General features: G+C 68.6%; 19 protein-coding genes and 1 tRNA gene. 17 read left to right on the top strand and 3 right to left on the bottom strand.

The window, feature by feature from the left end:
• The first annotated feature begins 1 nt into the window (after position 1).
• Genes ilvD through ilvC form a run of 4 tightly spaced genes read left to right on the top strand, consistent with a single transcriptional unit; the run spans position 2 to position 5,150 of the window.
• Positions 2–1,735 carry a dihydroxy-acid dehydratase gene (ilvD, locus tag ACWGSM_RS02280; RefSeq protein WP_452321357.1) on the top strand — a complete coding sequence of 578 codons (1,734 nt, stop codon included), beginning with the start codon at positions 2–4 and terminating at the stop codon, positions 1,733–1,735.
• A 33-nt stretch (positions 1,736–1,768) separates the two neighbouring features.
• Complete coding sequence (locus ACWGSM_RS02275) at positions 1,769–3,571, top strand: acetolactate synthase large subunit (RefSeq protein WP_452321356.1); 1,803 nt, start codon at positions 1,769–1,771, stop codon at positions 3,569–3,571.
• A 3-nt stretch (positions 3,572–3,574) separates the two neighbouring features.
• Positions 3,575–4,084: an acetolactate synthase small subunit gene (ilvN, locus tag ACWGSM_RS02270; RefSeq protein WP_452321355.1), complete on the top strand. Its 510-nt coding sequence runs from the start codon at positions 3,575–3,577 to the stop codon at positions 4,082–4,084.
• A gap of 37 nt (positions 4,085–4,121) precedes the next feature.
• Positions 4,122–5,150, top strand: coding sequence for a ketol-acid reductoisomerase (gene ilvC / locus ACWGSM_RS02265; RefSeq protein WP_452321354.1), 1,029 nt, complete (start codon positions 4,122–4,124; stop codon positions 5,148–5,150).
• Between the two features lie 101 nt (positions 5,151–5,251).
• On the opposite strand, the gene ACWGSM_RS02260 is transcribed toward ilvC, so the two are convergent.
• On the bottom strand, positions 5,252–6,178 hold the full coding sequence (locus ACWGSM_RS02260) for a hypothetical protein (protein ID WP_452321353.1): 927 nt from the start codon (positions 6,176–6,178) through the stop codon (positions 5,252–5,254).
• Positions 6,179–6,250: 72 nt separating this feature from the next.
• Here ACWGSM_RS02260 and ACWGSM_RS02255 point away from each other — a divergent pair, with 72 nt between their 5' ends.
• The 3 genes from ACWGSM_RS02255 to serA all read left to right on the top strand — a co-directional run bounded on the left by ACWGSM_RS02255 (position 6,251) and on the right by serA (position 8,889).
• On the top strand, positions 6,251–6,784 hold the full coding sequence (locus ACWGSM_RS02255; RefSeq protein WP_452321352.1) for a hypothetical protein: 534 nt from the start codon (positions 6,251–6,253) through the stop codon (positions 6,782–6,784).
• Positions 6,781–7,128 (top strand): hypothetical protein, encoded by a 348-nt coding sequence (locus ACWGSM_RS02250; protein WP_452321351.1) that lies wholly within the window; start codon positions 6,781–6,783, stop codon positions 7,126–7,128. The genes ACWGSM_RS02255 and ACWGSM_RS02250 overlap by 4 nt, the downstream gene beginning before the upstream one ends.
• A gap of 141 nt (positions 7,129–7,269) precedes the next feature.
• On the top strand, positions 7,270–8,889 hold the full coding sequence (serA, locus tag ACWGSM_RS02245; RefSeq protein ID WP_452321350.1) for a phosphoglycerate dehydrogenase: 1,620 nt from the start codon (positions 7,270–7,272) through the stop codon (positions 8,887–8,889).
• Positions 8,890–9,040: 151 nt separating this feature from the next.
• Here serA and ACWGSM_RS02240 read toward each other — a convergent pair whose 3' ends face one another.
• On the bottom strand, positions 9,041–9,610 hold the full coding sequence (locus ACWGSM_RS02240) for a TetR/AcrR family transcriptional regulator (protein ID WP_452321349.1): 570 nt from the start codon (positions 9,608–9,610) through the stop codon (positions 9,041–9,043).
• Positions 9,611–9,701: 91 nt separating this feature from the next.
• Here ACWGSM_RS02240 and ACWGSM_RS02235 point away from each other — a divergent pair, with 91 nt between their 5' ends.
• From ACWGSM_RS02235 to ACWGSM_RS02200, 8 genes are all read left to right on the top strand, one after another.
• The gene (locus tag ACWGSM_RS02235) at positions 9,702–11,231 is read left to right on the top strand and encodes an MFS transporter (RefSeq protein ID WP_452321348.1); all 1,530 of its coding nucleotides are present in this window, start codon (positions 9,702–9,704) and stop codon (positions 11,229–11,231) included.
• Between the two features lie 93 nt (positions 11,232–11,324).
• Complete coding sequence (locus ACWGSM_RS02230) at positions 11,325–12,374, top strand: 3-isopropylmalate dehydrogenase (RefSeq protein ID WP_452321347.1); 1,050 nt, start codon at positions 11,325–11,327, stop codon at positions 12,372–12,374.
• A gap of 47 nt (positions 12,375–12,421) precedes the next feature.
• Positions 12,422–13,525: a branched-chain amino acid aminotransferase gene (locus ACWGSM_RS02225; protein ID WP_452321346.1), complete on the top strand. Its 1,104-nt coding sequence runs from the start codon at positions 12,422–12,424 to the stop codon at positions 13,523–13,525.
• 372 nt (positions 13,526–13,897) lie between these two features.
• The gene (locus tag ACWGSM_RS02220) at positions 13,898–14,674 is read left to right on the top strand and encodes a fumarylacetoacetate hydrolase family protein (protein WP_452321345.1); all 777 of its coding nucleotides are present in this window, start codon (positions 13,898–13,900) and stop codon (positions 14,672–14,674) included.
• A gap of 5 nt (positions 14,675–14,679) precedes the next feature.
• The gene (locus tag ACWGSM_RS02215) at positions 14,680–15,945 is read left to right on the top strand and encodes an MFS transporter (protein ID WP_452321344.1); all 1,266 of its coding nucleotides are present in this window, start codon (positions 14,680–14,682) and stop codon (positions 15,943–15,945) included.
• 54 nt (positions 15,946–15,999) lie between these two features.
• Positions 16,000–17,505 (top strand): glutamate--tRNA ligase, encoded by a 1,506-nt coding sequence (gene gltX / locus ACWGSM_RS02210; protein WP_452321343.1) that lies wholly within the window; start codon positions 16,000–16,002, stop codon positions 17,503–17,505.
• Positions 17,502–18,815: a threonine/serine exporter family protein gene (locus ACWGSM_RS02205; RefSeq protein WP_452321342.1), complete on the top strand. Its 1,314-nt coding sequence runs from the start codon at positions 17,502–17,504 to the stop codon at positions 18,813–18,815. Before gltX ends, ACWGSM_RS02205 begins: the two co-directional genes overlap by 4 nt.
• Positions 18,816–18,915: 100 nt before the next feature.
• Positions 18,916–18,987 (top strand) — tRNA-Gln (locus ACWGSM_RS02200).
• Between the two features lie 187 nt (positions 18,988–19,174).
• Here ACWGSM_RS02200 and ACWGSM_RS02195 read toward each other — a convergent pair.
• Positions 19,175–20,746, bottom strand: a complete 1,572-nt coding sequence (locus ACWGSM_RS02195; protein WP_452321341.1) for a molybdopterin-dependent oxidoreductase — start codon at positions 20,744–20,746, stop codon at positions 19,175–19,177.
• A gap of 186 nt (positions 20,747–20,932) precedes the next feature.
• On the opposite strand from ACWGSM_RS02195, the gene ACWGSM_RS02190 reads away from it, so the two are divergent.
• Both ACWGSM_RS02190 and ACWGSM_RS02185 read left to right on the top strand, forming a co-directional pair.
• Positions 20,933–21,055 carry a hypothetical protein gene (locus tag ACWGSM_RS02190; protein WP_452321340.1) on the top strand — a complete coding sequence of 41 codons (123 nt, stop codon included), beginning with the start codon at positions 20,933–20,935 and terminating at the stop codon, positions 21,053–21,055.
• 65 nt (positions 21,056–21,120) lie between these two features.
• Positions 21,121–21,813 carry an HAD family hydrolase gene (locus ACWGSM_RS02185; RefSeq protein ID WP_452321339.1) on the top strand — a complete coding sequence of 231 codons (693 nt, stop codon included), beginning with the start codon at positions 21,121–21,123 and terminating at the stop codon, positions 21,811–21,813.
• The last annotated feature ends 18 nt before the right edge of the window (positions 21,814–21,831 follow it).

Below are 21,831 nucleotides of genomic sequence, written 5' to 3'. Positions count from 1 at the left end.
CATGTCCACCCGCGATTCCCAGCCCGGTATGTCGGGCGCCCAGCCAGACATCGACATCAAGCCCCGCAGCCGCGTCGTCACCGACGGCATCGAGGCCACCACCTCCCGCGGCATGCTCCGCGCCGTGGGCATGGGCGACGCCGACTGGGACAAGCCGCAGGTCGGCATCGCGTCGAGCTGGAACGAGATCACGCCGTGCAACCTGAGCCTCGACCGCCTGGCGCAGGGCGCCAAGGAGGGTGTGCACTCCGGCGGCGGGTACCCGCTGCAGTTCGGCACCATCTCGGTCTCGGACGGCATCTCGATGGGACACGAGGGCATGCACTTCTCGCTCGTCTCGCGCGAGGTCATCGCCGACTCGGTCGAGACGGTGATCATGGCCGAGCGTCTCGACGGCACCGTGCTGCTCGCCGGCTGCGACAAATCGATCCCCGGCATGCTGATGGCCAGTGCACGCCTGGGCCTGTCGAGCGTGTTCCTGTACGCCGGCTCCATCGCCCCGGGCTGGGTGAAGCTGTCGGACGGCACCGAGAAGGACATCACGATCATCGACTCGTTCGAAGGCGTCGGCGCCTGTCGTGCGGGCCGGATGTCGGAAGAGGACCTCAAGCGCATCGAGTGCGCGTTCGCGCCCGGCGAGGGCGCCTGCGGCGGCATGTACACCGCCAACACCATGGCATCCGTCGCCGAGGCGCTCGGCCTGAGCCTGCCCGGCTCGGCCGCACCGCCCGCGGCCGACCGCCGGCGAGACTACTTCGCGCACCGCTCGGGTGAGGCCGTCGTGAACCTGCTGCGTCAGGGCATCACGACCAAGGACATCCTCACCAAGGAGTCGTTCGAGAACGCCATCGCACTGGCCATGGCCCTGGGCGGATCGACGAACGTCGTGCTGCACCTGCTCGCCATCGCCAACGAAGCGGGTATCGAGCTCTCGCTGCACGACTTCAACCGCATCGGCAGCCGTACCCCGCACGTCGCCGACATGAAGCCGTTCGGCCAGTACGTGATGAACGACGTCGATCGGCACGGCGGCATCCCCGTGATCATGAAGGCGATGCTCGACGAGGGCCTGATCCACGGCGACGCGCTCACGGTGACCGGCAAGACCGTCGCCGAGAACCTGCGCGACCTGAACCCGGACCCCGTCGACGGCGACGTCATCCACACCTTCGACAACCCGATCCATGCATCCGGCGGGATCACGATCCTGCACGGCTCACTCGCGCCTGAGGGCGCTGTGGTGAAGTCGGCCGGCTTCGACGCCGACGTCTTCGAGGGCCCGGCACGAGTGTTCGAACGTGAACGCGGCGCGATGGACGCGCTGGCGGCCGGCGAGATCAACGCGGGTGACGTGATCGTGATCCGCTACGAGGGCCCCAAGGGCGGTCCTGGCATGCGCGAGATGCTCGCCATCACCGCGGCCATCAAGGGCGCGGGGCTCGGAAAAGATGTACTACTCTTGACGGACGGACGATTCTCAGGCGGCACAACCGGACTGTGCATCGGCCACATAGCACCCGAAGCGGTGGACGCTGGTCCCATCGCCTTCGTGCGCGATGGTGATCTGATACGGGTCGATATCGCGGCTCGCTCCCTCGAGCTACTCGTCGAGGAGACTGAGCTGAGCTCCCGCCGGGAAGGCTGGGAGCCTCTTCCCCCGCGCTATACCCGTGGCGTCCTCGCCAAGTACTCCCGTCTCGTGCGCTCTGCCGCACAGGGCGCGGTGACTGGCTGACCTCCAGACGACACAGATCACCAAGGATGCCAAATGACTCCTGAATCCGCGCCCGCGGTTCCGCGGCCGCCCGCCCGCCCATCCACCACGCCGGAGATCTCCGGCGCCGAGGCCGTCGTCCGTTCGCTCCAGAACCTCGGGGTCACCGACGTGTTCGGTATTCCCGGGGGGGCGATCATGCCGGTCTACGACCCGCTCATGGACGCCTCGGGGCTGCGCCACGTGCTCGTGCGCCACGAGCAGGGCGCAGGCCACGCCGCTGAGGGCTACGCCGCCGCGACCGGCAAGGTCGGCGTCTGCATCGCCACCTCCGGCCCCGGCGCGACGAACCTCGTCACCGCGATCGCCGACGCGTACATGGACTCGGTGCCGATGGTCGCGATCACCGGTCAGGTGTTCTCGACCCTGATGGGGACCGACGCCTTCCAGGAGGCCGACATCGTCGGCATCACCATGCCGGTGACGAAGCACTCCTTCCTCGTCAAGAGGGCGGAGGACATCCCCGGTGCCATCGCCGCCGCGTTCGAGGTCGCCTCGACCGGCCGTCCCGGTCCGGTGCTCGTCGACATCACGAAAGACGCACAGCAGCAGTCCGCGCCGTTCGTGTGGCCGCCGCGGATCGACCTGCCCGGGTACCGCCCCGTGACCAAGGCGCACGGCAAGCAGATCCAGGCCGCAGCCATGCTGCTGGCCGAGTCGAAGAAGCCCGTGCTGTACGTCGGCGGAGGCGTGATCCGCGCGCACGCCTCGGCCGAGCTGCTGACGCTCGCCGAGTCCACCGGCGCCCCGGTGGTCACCACGCTGATGGCCCGTGGCGCCTTCCCCGACTCGCACCCGCAGCACCTCGGGATGCCCGGTATGCACGGCACCGTCCCGGCGGTGCTGGCGCTGCAGGAGTCCGACCTCATCGTCTCGCTCGGCGCGCGTTTCGACGACCGCGTCACGGGCAAGGCGGCACTGTTCGCCCCGAACGCGAAGGTCGTGCACGTCGACATCGACCCGGCGGAGATCTCGAAGATCCGCACGGCCGACGTGCCGATCGTCGGCGATGTGCGCGATGTGCTCGTCGACCTCGACACCGCGTTCCGCGGCACGATCGGCGGCGGGAAGCCGGACACCGAGGAGTGGTGGTCGTACCTCGGCGGGCTGAAGTCGGAGTTCCCGCTCGGGTACGCTCAGCCGGACGACGGCCTGATGTCGCCGCAGTACGTCATCCAGCGCATCGGCGAGCTCACCGGGCCCGAGGCGATCTACGCCTCCGGTGTCGGACAGCACCAGATGTGGGCTGCGCAGTTCATCAAGTACGAGCGTCCGAACTCGTGGCTCAACTCCGGCGGCGCGGGAACCATGGGGTACTCGGTTCCCGCCGCGATGGGCGCCAAGGTCGGCGAACCAGACCGGGTGGTCTGGGCGATCGACGGCGACGGATGCTTCCAGATGACCAACCAGGAGCTCGCGACCTGCGTCATCAACAACATCCCGATCAAGGTCGCGATCATCAACAACTCCTCGCTCGGCATGGTGCGTCAGTGGCAGACGCTGTTCTACGACGGGCGCCACTCGAACACCGACCTGAACACGGGGCACGGCACGGTGCGCATCCCCGACTTCGTCAAGCTCGCCGAGGCGTACGGCTGCCTCGCCCTGCGAGTCGAGAAGGAGGAGGACGTGGATGCTGCGATCCAGACCGCTCTGGAGACCAACGACCGTCCGGTCGTGATCGACTTCGTCGTGAGCGCCGACGCGATGGTGTGGCCGATGGTCCCGCAGGGCGTGAGCAACAGCTACGTCCAGTACGCGCGCGACCACGCCCCGGCATTCGACGAGGAGATCTGAGCCATGTCCACACACGTGCTGAGCCTTCTCGTCGAGGACACCCCCGGCATCCTGACCCGCGTCGCCGGACTGTTCGCCCGCCGCGGCTTCAACATCCACTCCCTCGCCGTCGGCGTGACCGAGGTCGCGGGGATCTCCCGCATCACGGTCGTCGTCGACGTCGACGCCCTGCCGCTCGAGCAGGTCACCAAGCAGCTGAACAAGCTGATCAACGTGATCAAGGTCGTCGAGCTCGAGCCGTCGACCTCGGTGCAGCGCGAGCACATGCTCATCAAGGTGCGCACCGACAACAACACCCGGTCGAACGTGCTCGAGATCGTGAACCTGTTCCGCGCATCGATCGTCGACTACGCGCCGGATGCCGTGGTCGTCGAGGTCACCGGCGATCAGGGCAAGGTGCAGGCGCTGCTGCGCGCGCTCGAGCCCTTCGGCATCAAGGAGCTCGCCCAGTCGGGCCTGCTAGCGATCGGCCGCGGCGGCAAGAGCATCACCGAGCGCGTCATGCGCGGCTGACAGAACTTACGAACCACTAGCAAGGAGAAACAACACCGTGAGCACCGAGATCTTCTACGACGCAGACGCCGACCTCTCGATCATCCAGGGCAAGAAGGTCGCCGTCGTCGGCTATGGCTCGCAGGGCCACGCCCACGCCATGAACCTTCGCGACTCGGGCGTCGAGGTCACCATCGCCCTCAAGGACGGCTCGAAGTCGATCGTCAAGGCGGAGGAGGCGGGCTTCCCCGTCAAGAACGTCGCTGACGCAGCCGAGTGGGCCGACGTCATCATGATCCTCGCGCCGGACCAGCACCAGCGCACGATCTACAACGAGTCGATCAAGGACAAGCTGACCGCGGGCAAGGCCCTCGCCTTCGCGCACGGCTTCAACATCCGCTACGGCTACATCGACGCTCCCGAGGACGTCGACGTCATCCTCATCGCCCCCAAGGCCCCGGGCCACACCGTTCGTCGCGAGTTCGTCGCCGGCCGTGGCATCCCTGACATCATCGCCGTCGAGCGCGACGCGTCGGGCAAGGCCTGGGATCTCGCCCTTTCGTACGCGAAGGCGATCGGCGGCACCCGCGCCGGTGTGATCAAGACCACCTTCACCGAAGAGACCGAGACCGACCTGTTCGGCGAGCAGGCTGTGCTCTGCGGTGGCATGAGCCACCTTGTGCAGGCCGGCTTCGAGACGCTGGTCGAGGCGGGCTACCAGCCCCAGATCGCCTACTTCGAGGTGCTGCACGAGCTCAAGCTCATCGTCGACCTGATGTGGGAGGGCGGCATCGCCAAGCAGCGCTGGTCGATCTCCGACACGGCCGAGTTCGGCGACTACGTCTCGGGCCCGCGCGTGATCGACGCCGGTGTCAAGGAGCGCATGCAGGGCGTGCTCGCCGACATCCAGTCGGGTGCGTTCGCGAAGCGCTTCATCGAGGACCAGGACAACGGCGCCGAGGAGTTCCTCGCCCTTCGCGAGAAGGAGCAGGGCCACCCGATCGAGGCGACCGGCAAGGAGCTGCGCTCGCTGTTCGCCTGGAAGTCGCAGGACGAGGACTACATCGAGGGCAGCGCCGCGCGCTGATCCCGTTCGTGAAAGGGAGGCATCCGGTTCGCCGGGTGCCTCCCTTTCCTTCTGCTGCCGCGCTCTTCTGCATGCGGGCCCTTCTGCAGCCGCGCTCGGGGTCAGCCCTCCGCCGGGGCGTCCTCGACCACGACCGGCGGTGTGTCGTCCTGAGCCCACACCGGCGCGGGCAGCGTCACCGTTTCGCCGTCGCGGATCCGGCGCAGGGCGCCGGCGATCTCGTCGGCATTGGACGGCACAGGCAGCGCGCAGGTGCGCAGCTCGGAGGCGAACTCGAGCGTCAGCCGGGTCTTCCCGGCCTCCACTGCGTCGGCTGTCGTGCCGTACCTGATCTCGCTGCCGGTCTGGATGTCAGGGACCTGATCGCACACGTGATAGACCTTGCCGCCGTCGACCCAGGTCACCTCGTCCTTGCCGAGCAGCTGGATGACCGTTGACTGGTCGGCGGTGTACTGCTCGACGGAGGGCGGGTTCGTGTCGACCCCGACGATCGTCGCGATGACGGCGAGGACGATGCCGACGGCGCCGGCGATCGTCTTCTGCCGCCCGTCCAGGTCCTTGTTCAGGAAGATCATGATGATCAGGGGCAGGAAGGCCACCACGGCGATGATGGCTCCGAGCTGGTTCTGCACGAAGAAGCGCACGGTGTCGGATCTCTTCGCCGGATCCAGACGGTTCGCCTTCTTCCACAGGATCGAGCCCCCGATCGCGAGAGCGGCGATGACGACGAGCAGCACGAGCAGAGTGATGAACGCCCACTGAGGGAAGGCCGACTCGCCGTCGCCCGAAACGAGCAGCCCGCTCTCCGGATCGCGCTGGAGCTCACCGTCGCCGCCGGTCGTCTCGCGCTGGCGCAGCAGCCAGAAGATCGCGACGGCCTCTGCGCCGATGGCGACGGCCCAGAGCACGGCGGCGATCACGCGCAGCATCGTCGACTTCTGCTTGGCGTCGGCCGTCGGCCGCCACGTGTGCCCGGCCGCATCGCTCCCATCGCGAGGTGCGGGGACTCGCCCGCGGTCGTCTGTCACGATCGTCCTCCCGGATGCTGTGTGAGCAAGAGCCTAGTGGGCGGTGCGGATCGGCGTGGGTACGCTGGAGGGATGAATCCCGACCCCGAGGATGACGCTCTCAGCTGGGACGGCGACGACGCGCTCGAGGCGCGCCGCCCGGAAACGCGCCGTGCACCGACCCCAGATGTCACGCGCGGTCGTCCCGCGGATCGGCGACCTGCAGATCGTGCCGCTGCAGGTGACGCCGAGGTGGCATCCGCGACCGTCGACTCCGGCCGGGACGCCGTCCCCGGCCATGACGCGGACGTCGATGACGAGCCGCACGGGATCGGCACCGCGACTCTCGTGCTGCTCGGCATCTTCGGCGGGGTGTATCTGCTCTACACGATCGGCTGGGCGATCGGCGGAGTGGGGATGCAGGCGAAGGCGATGTTCATGCTGCCGGCTCCGCTGTACCTCGCGAGCATGTGGATCGCGGTGCTCGCTCCGGCTCTGTGGTTCACGGCCACGCTCATGATGACCCGCGGGGGCAGGGACTGGGTGCGCATCAGCGCGCTGGTGGTCGGCGCCGCCCTGCTCGTGCCGTGGCCGTTCGTCGTCGCCGGGGGAGGTGGAGTGCTGTGAGTGAGAGCACTTCGGCCGCCGCGCCGACGGCATCCCGTCTCGTCAGCCTGGTGCGCGGGTTCGCCACCGGCATCCTGGGACTGGCCTATGCATTCGTCATCTGGAATGCCACCTTCTATCTGATCGAGATGGCGCAGGCGGGCATCAGCGGGTACGGCTGGACCCTGCTGGTGATGCCGGTGATCGTTCCGATGATCGTGTTCACGGTCGCGCTGCTGCTCACCCGTCGTCGCCCATTCGGAGTGTTCATCGTCGTGATGCTCGCGGGGCTCGGGCTCAGCGCGGTGTTCTGGCTCGACACCCTGAGCTTCGCGCTGCGCAATGGCGCATCGCTGCTCGGCTGACCCCCGGCATCCTGCTCGCCGTCTCGGGCCGTCACACGGTCGGGCGCGCTGCCCACGCTGAGGTAAAGTGTGTCGCGATCGCGCCCCGACGGCGTGCGGCGCATCGGCTGACCATCGCTCGTCCTGCCCCGAAGGATATCTGTGCCGAACAACACCGCCACCAAGCCCGTCGTCCTGCTCGCAGAGGTGCTCTCGCCCGCGACGATCGAGGCACTCGGGCCCGACTTCGACGTCCGCGAGGTCGATGGAACCGATCGTGAGGCGCTGTTCGCGGCCCTCGCCGACGCCGACGCGGTGCTCGTGCGCTCCGCCACGCGCATCGACGCCGAGGCGCTCGCTCACGCACCGAAGCTGAAGGTCGTCGCCCGGGCTGGCGTCGGGCTCGACAACGTCGACATCAAGGCCGCCACCGCAGCGGGCGTGATGGTCGTCAACGCGCCGACGTCGAACATCGTCTCGGCCGCAGAGCTCACCGTCGGGCACATCCTGAGCCTGGCCCGTCGCATCCCCGCTGCGCACGCGTCTCTGTCGAGCGGCGCATGGAAGCGCAGCTCGTTCACCGGAGCCGAGCTGTTCGAGAAGACCGTGGGCATCATCGGCCTCGGCCGGATCGGCGCACTCGTCGCGGCGCGACTGAACGCCTTCGACATGCGCGTCATCGCCTACGATCCCTACGTCACCGGCGCTCGCGCGCAGCAGCTCGGGGTGCAGCTCGTCACGCTCGACGAGCTCGTCGCCGAGTCGGACTTCATCACCATCCACATGCCGAAGACGCCTGAGACGACCGGCATGATCGCTGCCGAGCAGTTCGCGGGCATGAAGCCGACCGCCTTCGTCGTCAACGTCGCCCGCGGTGGCCTGATCGACGAGGGCGACCTGCATGAGGCCCTCGTCGCCGGCGAGATCGCCGGCGCCGGTCTCGACGTGTTCACCTCCGAGCCCCCGGCCGAGGGCAGCACCGCCCAGGCGCTGCTCGGCCTGCCCAACGTCGTCGTCACCCCGCACCTCGGGGCCAGCACGGATGAGGCGCAGGAGAAGGCCGGTGTCTCGGTCGCCCGCTCGGTGCGACTCGCGCTCGGCGGCGACCTCGTGCCCGACGCGGTCAACGTCGCCGGCGGCGTGATCGATCCGTACGTGCGTCCGGGCATCCCGCTGGTCGAGAAGCTCGGTCAGATCTTCTCGGCACTCGCCCAGGCGCCGATCACCAGCCTCGACGTCGAGGTGCACGGTGAGCTCAACAACTACGACGTCAGCGTGCTGCGCCTCGCCGCGCTCAAGGGCGTCTTCACCAACATCGTCAGCGAGACGGTGTCGTATGTGAACGCGCCCCTGCTCGCCGAGCAGCGCGGCATCGCCGTGCGCCTGCTGCAGGACGAGATCAGCGAGGAGTACCGCAACGTCATCACGCTGCGCGGGGCCCTCTCCGACGGCTCGCAGCTGGCCGTGTCGGGCACCCTCACCGGCCCGAAGCAGATCGAGAAGCTCGTGTCGATCAACGAGCACGCGATCGAGCTGCCCATCGAGAAGCACCACGTCGTGATGCTGTACACCGACCGCCCCGGCATCGTCGCGGTCTACGGCCAGAAGTTCGGCGACGCCGGCATCAACATCGCCGGCATGCAGATCGCGCGTCAGGCCGCGGGCGCGCAGGCGCTCAGCGTTCTGACGCTGGACTCGCCCGTCTCGGACGACCTTCTCGAGGATGTCAGCGCGGCGATCGACGCCGACCTGTTCCGCCAGATCGAGATCGCCGAGGTCTGACCGCTCCGCTGCGCTGACGCGCCGCCTCGCCCGTCGCTGGTCTCATCCGGTCGGGAGCCGGATGCCGGTTGCGCGCGGTAGGCAGCCGACATCTGGCTCCTCGGCTGGCGGAGACCAGCGCAGCACCGCAGCACGCGACGCGGGGTCCGGATCACTCCGGGACCCGCGTCGTCGCCTCCAGCACCAGGGAGATCAGCCGATCGAGAGCGGCGCCGGTCGGCACGAACTCGCTCAGCGCGTTCTGCTCGTCGCCCGATTCGGCCAAAGAGTTGTTGAAGTAGAGCCCGTCGCTGAGGAGCATGACCAGGTCGAGCGCGGTCTCGTCGCGTACGTGCGGTCGGATGGCGTCGGCCCAGCGCATCCGCACGTCGCGCAGCGCTCGGGATGCCGCGGTGGAGCCGCCCTGCGCGAGCCGGCTCGTCGCGATCAGAGCGCGGTCGAGGTCGTCGTCCTCCATCACCGACGTGCGCACGTAATAGGCGATGACGCCGTCTTCGGCGGCGGCCATCCGCCCGAGGTCGTCGTCGGTCAGCGCCGCCAGGCGGGCGACGAGTCCGGCGGCCAGGTCGTCCTTCGACGCGAAGTGGTAGAGCAGTCCGCCCTTCGACACCCCGGCTTCGCGGGCGACCGCCTCGAGGGTCGCGGCACGCTCACCCTCGGCGATGAGGATGCTCTGATAGGCGTCGAGCACGCGTTCGCGAGCAAGTGGGGGACGGGACATCGGGTACTCCGGACGATCGGGCTTCCGTGTTACTGTACCAGCCGGACGGTTTAGAAATGCGACCGATCCATACACAGAAAAGGTGCCACCCATGTCCGTCACAGCCCCGATTCGGCTGACCCACGAAGACGGCCCGCGCGTCGGCGCGCGGGGGTGGGCGGCCCTGGCCGTGCTGATGCTGCCGGTGCTGCTGGTCTCGGTCGACAACACCGTGCTCAGCTTCGCCCTGCCCGAGATCTCGCTCGCCTTGCGCCCGACGGGCGCCGAGCAGCTCTGGGTGATCGACGTGTACTCCCTCGTGCTCGCGGGCCTGCTCGTCACCATGGGCGTCATGGGCGACCGGTTCGGCCGACGCCGGATGCTGTTCATCGGCGCCACCGGCTTCGCGGTCGTCTCGGTGCTGGCGGCCTTCGTGCCGACGGCGGGACTGCTCATCGCGGCACGCGCGGCGCTCGGCTTCTTCGGCGCCATGCTGATGCCGTCGACGCTGTCGCTGCTGCGCTCGATCTTCCCGAATCGCGACCAGCGCAGGCTCGCGATCGCGATCTGGGCCTCGGGGTTCTCGGCGGGATCGGCGCTGGGACCCGTCGTCGGGGGATTCCTGCTCGAGCACTTCGCCTGGGGCTCGGTGTTCCTCATCGCGGTGCCCATGCTCATCCCGCTGCTCATCGGCGGCTTCTGGCTGCTGCCCGAGAGTCGCGACCCGAACCCCGGACGCATCGATCCGATCGGCATCCTGCTGTCGATGGCGGCCATGATCCCCGTCGTCTACGCCATCAAGTCGTTCGCCGTCGACGGGCCGACGATCGGCGCCGCGGCCCTCGTGCTCATCGGCCTCGTGATGGGCTGGCTGTTCGTGCGTCGCCAGCTGCGTGCAGAGACGCCCATGCTCGACATGAGCCTGTTCCGGCGCGGCGGCTTCAGCGGCGCGATCCTCGTGAACCTGCTCAGCGTGATCGCGCTCGTGGGATTCCTCTACTTCGTCCCTCAGCAGCTGCAGCTCGTGCTCGGGCTCTCGCCGATGGTCGCCGGCCTCGCGCTGGTGCCCGGCATGGCCGCCATGATCGTCGCCGGGCTCAGCGTGGTGCCGATCTCGCGTCGCGTGCCGCCGCACATCGTGGTTCCCGCCGGCCTGCTGCTGTCGGTCGGGGGATACGTCATCGTCGCGTTCACCGCGCAGTGGAACAGCGTCGCCTGGCTGATCGTGGCGTTCGTCGTGCTCGGGATCGGGATCGGCGCCGCGGAGACCATCTCGAACGAGCTGATCCTCGCGCACGCTCCGGCGGAGAAGGCAGGTGCGGCCAGCGCTGTCTCCGAGACCGCGTACGAGCTCGGGGCGGTGCTCGGCACCGCCGTGCTGGGCGGCATCATCACCGCCTTCTACCGGGGCGCGCTCACGATCCCTGACGGCGTGCCCAAGGCATCCGCCGCCCAGGCTCGCGAGACCCTCGCCGGGGCCTACGCGGCCGCGCAGGATCTGCCGGCCGCGCAGGCGGATGCCCTGTGGCGAGCCGCGGCGCATGCCTTCGACTCCGGCATCGTGACGACCTCTCTCATCGGGGCCCTGCTCGTGGCATCCGCCATCGCCGTCGCCGCGACCACCCTTCGTCCAGCACGCTGACATCCGGCGTGGCCGCCGCGCGGGCGCCGCTACGCTGGAGGCAGTGTCCGCGGCGACCCGCGCCGCGGACGAGCCGTGCTCTCAAGGAGACTCATGTCGCGCGTCGTGAAGCTGGCCGTCATCCCGGGTGACGGCATCGGACGAGAGGTCATCGCCGAGGCTGAGCGCGTACTCGACGCGGTCACAGCCGGCGGCGAGGTGACGTTCGAGAAGACGCCGTTCTCCCTCGGTGCAGACCGGTATCTCGCGACCGGCGACACTCTCACCGACGACGATCTGGGGGCCATCCGCTCGCACGATGCGATCCTGCTCGGCGCCGTCGGCGGCACGCCGGGCGATGAGCGCCTGAAGGATGCCAACATCGAGCGCGGCCTGCTGCTGAAGCTGCGTTTCGAGCTCGACCACTACGTGAACCTGCGCCCCTCGAAGCTGTTCCCCGGAGCATCCGGCCCGCTGGCGAACCCCGGGGACATCGACTTCGTCGTCGTGCGGGAGGGCACCGAAGGACCCTATGTCGGCAACGGCGGCGCGATCCGCAAGGGCACGCCGCACGAGGTCGCCAACGAGACGAGCGTCAACACGGCGTTCGGCGTCGAGCGCGTCGTCCGCTACGCATTCGACCTCGCCGAGCGGCGACGCAAGAAGCTCACCCTCGTGCACAAGACCAACGTGCTGGTGCACGCGGGAGCCATCTGGAAGCGGATCGTCGATCAGGTGGCGTCCGAGCATCCGGGCGTCACCGTCGACTACCTGCACGTCGACGCGGCCACCATCTTCCTCGTGACCGACCCGGCACGATTCGACGTGATCGTCACCGACAACCTGTTCGGCGACATCCTCACCGACCTCGCCGGTGCCGTCACCGGCGGCATCGGGCTCGCCGCCTCGGGCAACATCAACCCCGACGGCGCGTTCCCCTCGATGTTCGAGCCCGTGCACGGCTCGGCGCCCGACATCGCCGGACAGCAGAAGGCAGACCCGACCGCAGCGATCCTGTCGGTCGCCCTGCTGCTCGATCACCTCGGCCTGCGCGACGAATCCGCGCGGGTGCAGCAGGCCGTCGAAGCCGACATCGCCAGCCGCGACGGCGCCCGCACCACGGCCGAGACGGGCAACGCGATCATCGCCCGTCTGCAGGCGTAATCTGAGAGCACGCGCGCATCGCCGCCGCATCCCGACAGAGGACAGATATGACCGACACCGCCACCACGGCCAGCTCCGACACCGCTGAGCTCACGTTCGCCGTGACGAAGAACCTCGCAGCCAAGAGCCCCGCGCAGCGCGAGGAGATCCTGCAGAACCCGGGCTTCGGCACGAACTTCACCGACCACATGGTCGACATCTGCTGGTCGGAGAAGGGTGGCTGGCACCGTCCGCGCGTGCAGCCGTACGGCCCGATCTCGCTCGACCCGGCAGCCGCCGTGCTGCACTACGGGCAGGAGATCTTCGAGGGCATCAAGGCGTACCGCCACGCCGACGGCTCGGTGCACACATTCCGGCCCGACCGCAACGCCGAGCGGCTGCGCCGCAGCGCCCGTCGCCTCGCCCTGCCCGAACTGCCCACCGAGTACTTCGTGCAGTCGATCCGCGAGCTCATCGCCGTCGATGGCGCCTGGGTGCCGTCGGGCGTCGACCAGAGCCTGTATCTGCGTCCGTTCATGTTCGCCAAGGAGGCGTTCCTCGGTGTGCGCCCCGCCAAGAAGGTCGCGTACTACCTGATCGCCTCACCCGCCGGCGCCTACTTCACCGGCGGGGTGAAGCCGGTGCGCATCTGGCTGTCGAAGACGTATGCCCGCGCGGGCAGGGGTGGCACCGGGGCTGCCAAGACCGGCGGCAATTACGCTTCCAGCCTGCTGCCTCAGGCAGAGGCCGCGGCGCAGGGCTGCGACCAGGTCGTCTTCCTCGATCAGGACGGCAACGTCGAAGAGCTCGGCGGCATGAACGTCGTCTTCGTCTACAAGGACGGCCGTGTCGTGACCCCGCAGTCCGAGAGCATCCTCGAGGGCATCACGCGCGACTCGCTGCTGCAGCTGGCCGAAGACCGCGGGCTCACGGTCGAGCGTCGTGCCGTCTCGCTCGACGAGTGGCGTCAGGGTGTGGCATCCGGAGACATCGTCGAGGTGTTCGCCTGCGGCACGGCCGCCGTCGTCACCCCGATCGGCGCCCTCGTGTCGGACGACTTCGAAGACAAGCAGCCTCTCGGCGAGCTGGCCCTGTCGCTGCGTGAGGAGCTGACCGACATCCAGTACGGCCGCCGCGACGACAAGCACGGCTGGCTCGTCCGCATCGACTGACGTCTCTCCCACCTCCCTTTTTGCGCCGACACCCCGTCCTGTCGCCGACACCCCGTGATGTCAGCGTCGATAGGACGGGGTGTCGGGGTTTACGCGGGGTGTCGGCGATCCGGTGACTTGTTCTGCACAGGCGGCGAGATACCACTGGGCCTGTGGAGGGCCCGTTTGTGCTCCGGCAGCAGGGGCACTCTTCCGAGATGCGATGAAGGATCGATCTAACTGAGGCACGACTGATGCTCCTCTCCAGGGCGGATCTGGACCGATCCGGAATGACGGAAAGGCGGCTACAGCACGATCTCTCGGCAGATGTGGGCGTGGGGGCGTGGGGGAGAGGGCGGGGATAGGGAGCAACGGCGGGGATAGGCTGACGGGGTGAAGATCGCGCGTTTCAGTCACAATGACGGCATCCGGTACGGCATCCTCGACGACGACGAGATCGTCGTGCTCGAGGGAGACCCGATGTTCGCCGGCTACCAGCCGACGGGGGATCGTGTGCGCGCGGCCGACGTCGCGCTGCTCGCCCCGGTGATCCCACGCTCGAAGGTCGTGTGCGTCGGCCGCAACTACCACGACCACGCCGCTGAGTTCGGCAACGTCGCCCCAGAGGAGCCGCTGCTCTTCCTCAAACCCAACACCGCCGTCGTCGGCCCCGGCGACAGCATCGTGCGCCCGACGATCTCGGAGCGCACCGAGTTCGAGGGTGAGCTCGTCGCGGTGATCGGTCGCATCGCCAAGAACGTCAGCGCCGAGAACGCTCTCGACTACGTCTTCGGCTACACGATCGGCAACGACGTGACCGCGCGCGACCTGCAGCGCAAGGATGGCCAGTGGACGCGCGGCAAGGGCTTCGACACCTTCTGCCCGCTGGGGCCCACCATCGAGACCGAGTTCGACGCGGCCACCGCGCTGCTCGAGACCCGCGTGAACGGAGAGACCCGCCAGCAGGCTCCGCTGACCGACATGGTCCACTCGGTCGCCGACATCGTCGCGTACGCTTCTGCCGCGTTCACCCTGCTGCCGGGCGATGTGATCATGACCGGCACACCCGCGGGAGTCGGCGAGATCGTCGCCGGCGACACCGTCGAGGTCGAGATCAGCGGGATCGGCGTGCTGCGCAATCCCGTACGCGACGCCGCTCCCGCGGCGTGAGCGCGGTGACCACTCCGACGATCGACGAGCTGCGCGCCATCCAGCGCCGCACGGTCGGGGTGCTCGCCGCCGGCCAGGTGCTCGGCGGCATCGCGTTCGGCGCGACCGTCTCGCTCGGGGCTCTTCTCGCCGCCGACCTCTCGGGCGATGACGCGCTCTCGGGTCTGGCGACCGCCTCTGTCACCCTCGGGGCGGCGGCTTTCGCGATACCGCTGGCGCGCTTCGCCGCGCGTCGCGGACGCCGGATGTCGCTGACCGCGGGCAACCTGCTCGCCCTCATGGGCATCGGCATCGTGATCATCTCGGCCGCGCTGCGCGTGTTCCCGCTGCTGCTGGTCGGCATCATCATGATCGGCATGGGCAACGCCGGCAACCTGCAGTCGCGTTTCGCCGCCACCGACCTCGCCCAGCCTGCGCACCGCGGCCGCGATCTGTCAATCGTCGTCTGGTCGACCACGGTCGGGGGCGTGACCGGGCCGTTGCTGCTGCCGATCGGCGAAGAGGTGGGTGCGCTGATCGGGATGCCGCCGCTCACCGGTTCGTACCTCTTCTCGCTCGTCGCGCAGGCGGTTGCGCTCGTGCTGTACGTGATCGCACTGCGGCCCGATCCGCTCCTGACAGCCCTGCGCCTGGCCGGGTCGTCGGCCAAGGGCGCGATTCTCGGCGCGGACACCGACCGTCCGGTCGTCGCCCGCTACGCGATCTTCGCCGTGTCGGGATCCCATGCCGTGATGGCATCCGTCATGGCGATGACGCCCATCCATCTGAAGCACATGGCGCACAGCGGCGGGCACGGCGCCGTTCAGGAGGTCACGCTGCTGGTCGGCGTCACGATCGCGCTGCACGTGGCCGGCATGTACGGTCTGTCGCCGCTGTTCGGGATCCTCGCTGACCGGTGGGGCCGCATCCAGGTGGTGCTGCTCGGGCAGGGTGTGCTCGCCGCCTCTCTGCTCACCGCCATCTTCGCCGGAGAGCAGCCGGCGGGTGTGATGGTCGCATTGATCCTGCTCGGTCTCGGCTGGAGCGCGGCGACGGTCGCCGGGGCAGCGCTGCTCACCGAATCATCGACCGTGCTCATGCGCCCGCGCCGACAGGGCGTCAGCGACTCGCTGATGAGCCTCACCGCGGCGGTCGGCGCCGCCGGCGCGGGCATCGTGCTCACGCAGTTCGGCTACGGTGGCCTCGCCACGGTCGCGCTCGTGCTGGTCGCCGCCATCACGGCGCTGTCGCCCTTCGGGCGCATCCGCGGCGCCGTAGAGCGCCTCGGCTGACCGCTCTCGAGCGGGCCGGGACCCGGCATCCGCCCCGGATAGAATCGAGGGGATATGGCTACCGTGCATCCCCTCACCACCACTGCGACCGGATCCGACGTCCGTGTGCGCTTCTGCCCCTCGCCGACCGGCCTGCCGCACGTCGGCATGGTGCGCACGGCGCTGTACAACTGGGCCTACGCCCGGCACAACGGCGGGAAGCTGATCTTCCGCATCGAAGACACCGATGCCGCGCGTGACAGCGAGGAGAGCTTCCGCCAGCTGGTCGACGCGCTCACCTGGATGAAGATCGACTGGGACGAGGGTGTCGAGGTCGGCGGGCCGCACGCGCCTTACCGCCAGTCCGAGCGTCACGATATCTACCGCGGTGTGATCGAGAGGCTGCTCGCGACCGGCGCGCTGTACGAGAGCTACTCCACAGCGGAGGAGATCGACGCCCGCAACGAGGCCAACGGCCGGGCGAAGCAGCTCGGCTACGACAACTTCGATCGCGACCTCACCGACGAGCAGAAGGCCGCGTTCCGCGCCGAGGGCCGTCAGCCGGCGCTGCGCTTGCGCGTGCCCGACGAAGATCTCACCTACGTCGACCTCATCCGCGGTGAGGTCACCTTCCCCGCAGGGTCTTTCCCCGACTTCGTCGTCGTGCGCCCCAACGGCGTGCCGCTCTACACCTTCGTGAACCCGGTCGACGACGCACTGATGGGCATCACCCACGTGCTGCGCGGCGAGGACCTCATGCCGTCGACCGCGCGTCAGCTCGCTCTGTACGACGCGTTGATCCAGGCCGGCGTCACCACCTTCGTGCCACGCTTCGCGCACATGCCGCTCGTGCTCGGTGAGACCGGAAACAAGAAGCTGTCCAAGCGCGACCCGCAGGCCGACCTGTTCCTGCACCGCGACCGCGGTTTCATCCACGAGGGCCTGCTGAACTACCTCGCGCTGCTGGGCTGGTCGATCGCGGCCGACCGCGACGTCTTCTCGCTCGACGAGTTCATCGCCGCTTTCGACATCGCCGACGTCAACCCGAACCCGGCTCGCTTCGACCAGAAGAAGGCCGAGTCGATCAACGGCGACCACATCCGGATGCTGGATGAGAAGGACTTCGCCGAGCGGATGCTGCCCTATCTCGCCGCGGCCGACGTGTTCGGCGGCGAGCCGTCCCACGAGCAGATCGTGCTCGCGTTCCGCGCGGCGCCGCTCGTGCAGGAGCGCATGCAGCTGCTGGGCGAATCCGCGGGCATGCTCGGCTTCCTGTTCACCGACAACGTCTCGTACGAGGCCGATGCGCTGAAGGGTCTGCCGGCGAACGCCGCCGAGGTGCTCGAGGCGTGCGCGGCGGCTCTCGAGTCCGTCGAGGAGTTCACCCCGGATGCCATCCAGGCGGCGCTCTCGGGCAAGCTCGTCGATGAGCTCGGGCTGAAGCCTCGCGTCGCGTACGGCCCACCGCGTGTTGCCCTGACGGGTCGGCGCGTCTCGCCGCCGCTGTTCGAGTCGATGGAGCTGCTGGGCAAGGACGAGTCGCTGCGGCGGCTGCGCATGCTCGCTGACTTCCTGGCGTGACCCGTCAGGCACCGGATGCCGTGATGCCCGCCGCCGAGACGGATGTCATCATCGGCGATCTCGGGGTGCTGCTGCTCGAGTGCGGCACGTCGGTGACCGACGTGCGCGGATCTCTCGAGCAGGTGAGCCGTCGCGCGGCACCCGAGACGAGCCTCGAATTCGCGATCCTTCCCGAGATGGTGATGGTCAGCCGTCCCGGATCGGCATCGGCGACGACAACGGTCATCGGCAAGGGCGAAGCGCTGACCTTCCGTCAGTCGGCGCGCGCCAGCAGGCTGGTGCGCGACCTGGAGATGGGCGCCGTGTCGTTGGCATCCGCGCCCGATCGAATGGCGGCGATCCGGGCGACCCCGCGCCGGATGCCGGGTCTGCAGAGCGTGATCGGATGCGGCATGCTGTCGGTGTCGCTCGCGGTGCTGTTCCGCTGCCCCTGGTGGGCGGCGGTGCTCGCCCTGATCGTTGGCCTGCTGGTCGGCGCACTGACGATGCTGATGATGCGCGTGCGCGCGGCGGCCGCGGTGGCGCCGTTCGTGTCGTCGTTCCTGTCGACGCTGCTGGTCGGGGTCGTGGCGAACGCTCTCGACCTGGGCCCCGTGCCGCTGTTCGCGGTGTGCGCGCCGGTGGCGATCCTCGTTCCGGGTGCGCTGATCACGAATGCGCTGCTCGAGCTGACCTCGACCGACATCGTGACCGGCGCATCGCGCCTGATGTACGGGCTCATCATGCTGGCGTTCATGGCCGCAGGCCTGTATGCGGGGGCCGCTCTGACCGGCCTGCGCGTCGACTCGGCATCGGCGGCGCTGGTCGGCGAGGCCGTACAGCTGTCGAACGAGAGTGCAGGGTGGGACGCCCTGCCGCCGCTGTGGACTGCGTGGCTCGCCGTCATCGTGCTGGCCACCGGCATCGGCCTGGCGTTCGGGTCGGGCTTCCGGCTGACGCTCGTGTGCATCGCGGCGATGACCGGCACCTACGCCGTGCTCGCGATGTTCAGTCCGATGGTGGGCAGCGTCGTCGCGATCGGGATCGCCGCCGCCGTGCTCTTCGTCGCCGCTCGGGTGCTCGAGCGTGTGTTGCTCGCCGTACCCGCTACCGTCTCCTTCCAGCCGGCGTTCCTGCTGCTCGTGCCCGGCACGGTAGGTCTGGTGTCGCTGGCGAGTTTTGACGCGCAGGCGCTGGCCTCCGCGCCGATGATGTTCCTGAGCCTGTGCATCGGCACGAAGGTGGGCGCCCTGCTGGCAGACCTCGCACGCATCACGCGGTCGACGGTCTTCCTGCGGTGGACGAAGCCGGCCCGGATGGGCGAGTTGTGATGGGGTCCGGCGCGCCACGCCCGGGCATCCGGCATCGATTCGCCATCTGCATCCCGCTCGGGTAAGCTTGACTCTCGGTGCGAGGCTGCGGTTTCGCCCTTGGGGTATGGTGTAATTGGCAACACGGCTGATTCTGGTTCAGTTGTTCTTGGTTCGAGTCCAGGTACCCCAGCAGAGAAGAACCCCCGCTCAGGCGGGGGTTTTCTGTTTCGAGTGCGGCAAAGTACCAGTTCGACTTCGACTCGTTCATCGCCTCCAAGCGCGCATGAGCGCATACCGGCTCACTTCGGCTGCGCAGCGCGGGCAGGCTGTCGACGGCATCCGCGACCCGGCGCGACACCTCTGAGGGAGACCGCCGCTCACGTCACCGAGACCAGCGACCGCTGCCATCCGGCCGACCCGTCGGGTGCGATCGGGGCGCTTTCCTCGATCTGCATCTCACCCCTCTTGTTGATCGCGCGCACCGTGACGTAGTGGGTACCGGGGGTGGCATCCCACTCCAGCACCCACTGCACCCAGGTGTCGGTGTTGATCGGCGTCGACAGGGTCGCGCGCTGCCAGTCGCCGTCGTCGATGCGCACTTCGACGGCCTCGATGCCGACCGTCTGCGCCCACGCCATGCCCGCGATCGCGATGCGTCCCGCCGCGACGCTCTTGCCGATCTTCGGGGTGTCGATACGCGACGAGAACTTGATCGGAGCTTCTGCGCTGTAGCCGCGCGGAGTCCAGTACGCCTGGTCCTTCTCGAACGTGGTGACGGTGAGCTGTGTCACCCACTTCGTCGCCGACACGTACCCGTAGAGCCCGGGCACCACCATGCGAACGGGGAATCCGTGCTCGAGGGGGAGTGGCTCACCGTTCATGCCCACGGCGAAGATCGCGTCGAGCCCATCGTCGGTGAGCGCCGACAACGGTGTGCTGGCGGTGTATCCGTCGACGCTGCGGGACAGCACCATGTCGGCGTCGGCGTGCGGGGCGGCCAGCCGCAGAACATCCCGGATCGGCACCCCGAGCCACATCGCGTTGCCGACCAGGTCGCCACCGACGACGTTCGACACGCAGGTGAGCGTGATCGCGTACTCGTCCAGCCCCATCCTCACCAGGTCGTCGAAGGTGAGCTCGACCCGCTTGTCGACCATGCCGTCGATCACCAGCCGCCAGGTCGAGGGATCGACGGTCGGCACGGTGAGCGCGGTGTCGACGCGATAGAAATCGGCGTTACGGGTGAACAGCGGCGTGATGCCGGGGACGTCGAGCTGGGCGCCCTCCGGGATGGACACGGATGTTCGAGCGGCGGGCAGGCGCAGACCCTTGCGGATCGCCACGACGGACGCCGTCGCCGCGTTCACAGCCCGCGCAGTGATCCCGACGACCAGAGCGGAAGCGCCGGCGATTCCGGCGAGCGCGAAGAACCGGCGTCGGTCGACTGCCATGCCGTCGTCGGTGCCGGCTTCGGCGGCGGGGGTTGCGGCCGAATGCTGCCAGGATGCGAGCCGCCGGCAGAGGAAGACGAGTGCCACGCTTCCCACGACCGCGCCGATCATCGGAGGAAGGAACGCGAAGGGCGTGACGCCGGCGCGCGTCGTGGTCGCGGCCACCGACAGCGCCCCGGCCACACCGAGCGCGACCACCCCGAGAGGCGGCCGGCCGAGCTGCAGGACGCCCGCCACAGCCGACGCGATCACGACGGCCAGTCCCAGTCCGATCAGCAGCGCGACCTTGTCGAACTCGCCGAACGTCGAGATGGCGAATTCCTTCAGCGGCTGCGGAACGACATCGATGATGAACGAGCCCACCGCCAGCACCGGGCTCGCATCCCGAGCCACCAGCAGAGCCGAGAGTTCCGCGGCGGCGAGGAAAACGAGACCACTGACCACGCCCGCGACCGCGGCGAAGATCATGAACACGACCCGACGACTCTGCTTCGACATTGCTCCCCGATCCTCCGCTCAGCCCTGACGGCCGCTTGCTGAGTGGTTCGGAGCCGGTACCTGATCGGATCGAATGCGCGGCAGCGCATCTAACATCCGGGCTCTCAACCCGCCAGTCCCTTCGGTTCGGCCCGCGCTTGTCGCAGTCTGGACGGACAGCGTCTCAGCCAAGAGGAGAACGACGACATGATCACGCGCCTCAACCGGAAGGCCCTCGAGCACGCGCAGGGGGTTCTGCGCACGCGCGACGTCATGCGCGATGAGCGTGACGACTGGAGCGAGCACGCACCGAGCACCGACGACGCCTGAGTCGGGCCTCGCGCCATCGCGGCCGGCTTTCGGCCGCCTCAGAGACACCACAGAGGAGAAGCCAGATGAACTCACCGACACCGTCTTCAGAGCACGCCGACCCGCTGCTGACGGCCGACGCGTATCTGCTCGACGTCGACGGCACCCTCGTCGACTCGAACTACCTGCACGTCATCGCGTGGCAGCGCGCGCTGCGTGACGTAGACACCGACGCTCCGGCGGCATCTATCCACGCCGCGATCGGTCTCGACTCCGACAAACTGCTGGATCGCATCGCTCCGCAGGCCGATGACGATCAGCGCGACCGGATCTCCGCGAGGCACTCCGCGCACTACAGTGACCTGTCCGACCAGCTCCGCCTGCTGCCGGGGGCGAGCGAGCTGCTGCGTTTCCTGCACGAGCGCGGCACACGGGTGGTGCTCGCGACCTCCGCACCTCAGGAGGAGGTCGACCGTCAGCTCGAAGTGCTCGACGCCGAGCCGTGGATCGACGCGATCACCACCGCGGAGGACGTGGAGACCGCCAAGCCCGAACCGGATGTCTTCGCCGTCGCGATCGAGCGCGCCGGCGTGCCGGCTGAGCGCTGTGTGGCGATCGGAGACGCGCGCTGGGACATGATCGCCGCAGCGAAGGCGGGCGTCGTGGCCGTCGGCGTCGAGACTGGTGGCACCGATGGCGGCGTGCTGACCGACGCCGGTGCCGTCTCGGTGCATCAGGGCGTGCAGGAGATCGTCGATCTGCTCAAGCACTCGGCATGAGCGGGCACCGACAGTGAC

The organism is Microbacterium sp. NPDC055521, assembly GCF_053619695.1.
The sequence above is the reverse complement of the archived record's forward strand: the minus strand, read 5'-3'. Positions and strand labels throughout refer to the sequence as shown.

Bases quoted from the DNA above. Each gene is read 5' to 3' on its own strand.
- ilvD (WP_452321357.1), top strand. From the start codon at position 2: ATGTCCACCCGCGATTCCCAGCCCGGTATGTCGGGCGCCCAGCCAGAC.
- ACWGSM_RS02275 (WP_452321356.1), top strand. From the start codon at position 1,769: ATGACTCCTGAATCCGCGCCCGCGGTTCCGCGGCCGCCCGCCCGCCCA.
- ilvN (WP_452321355.1), top strand. From the start codon at position 3,575: ATGTCCACACACGTGCTGAGCCTTCTCGTCGAGGACACCCCCGGCATC.
- ACWGSM_RS02255 (WP_452321352.1), top strand. From the start codon at position 6,251: ATGAATCCCGACCCCGAGGATGACGCTCTCAGCTGGGACGGCGACGAC.
- ACWGSM_RS02240 (WP_452321349.1), bottom strand. From the start codon at position 9,610: ATGTCCCGTCCCCCACTTGCTCGCGAACGCGTGCTCGACGCCTATCAG.
- ACWGSM_RS02235 (WP_452321348.1), top strand. From the start codon at position 9,702: ATGTCCGTCACAGCCCCGATTCGGCTGACCCACGAAGACGGCCCGCGC.
- ACWGSM_RS02230 (WP_452321347.1), top strand. From the start codon at position 11,325: ATGTCGCGCGTCGTGAAGCTGGCCGTCATCCCGGGTGACGGCATCGGA.
- ACWGSM_RS02225 (WP_452321346.1), top strand. From the start codon at position 12,422: ATGACCGACACCGCCACCACGGCCAGCTCCGACACCGCTGAGCTCACG.
- gltX (WP_452321343.1), top strand. From the start codon at position 16,000: ATGGCTACCGTGCATCCCCTCACCACCACTGCGACCGGATCCGACGTC.
- ACWGSM_RS02195 (WP_452321341.1), bottom strand. From the start codon at position 20,746: ATGTCGAAGCAGAGTCGTCGGGTCGTGTTCATGATCTTCGCCGCGGTC.
- ACWGSM_RS02190 (WP_452321340.1), top strand. From the start codon at position 20,933: ATGATCACGCGCCTCAACCGGAAGGCCCTCGAGCACGCGCAGGGGGTT.
- ACWGSM_RS02185 (WP_452321339.1), top strand. From the start codon at position 21,121: ATGAACTCACCGACACCGTCTTCAGAGCACGCCGACCCGCTGCTGACG.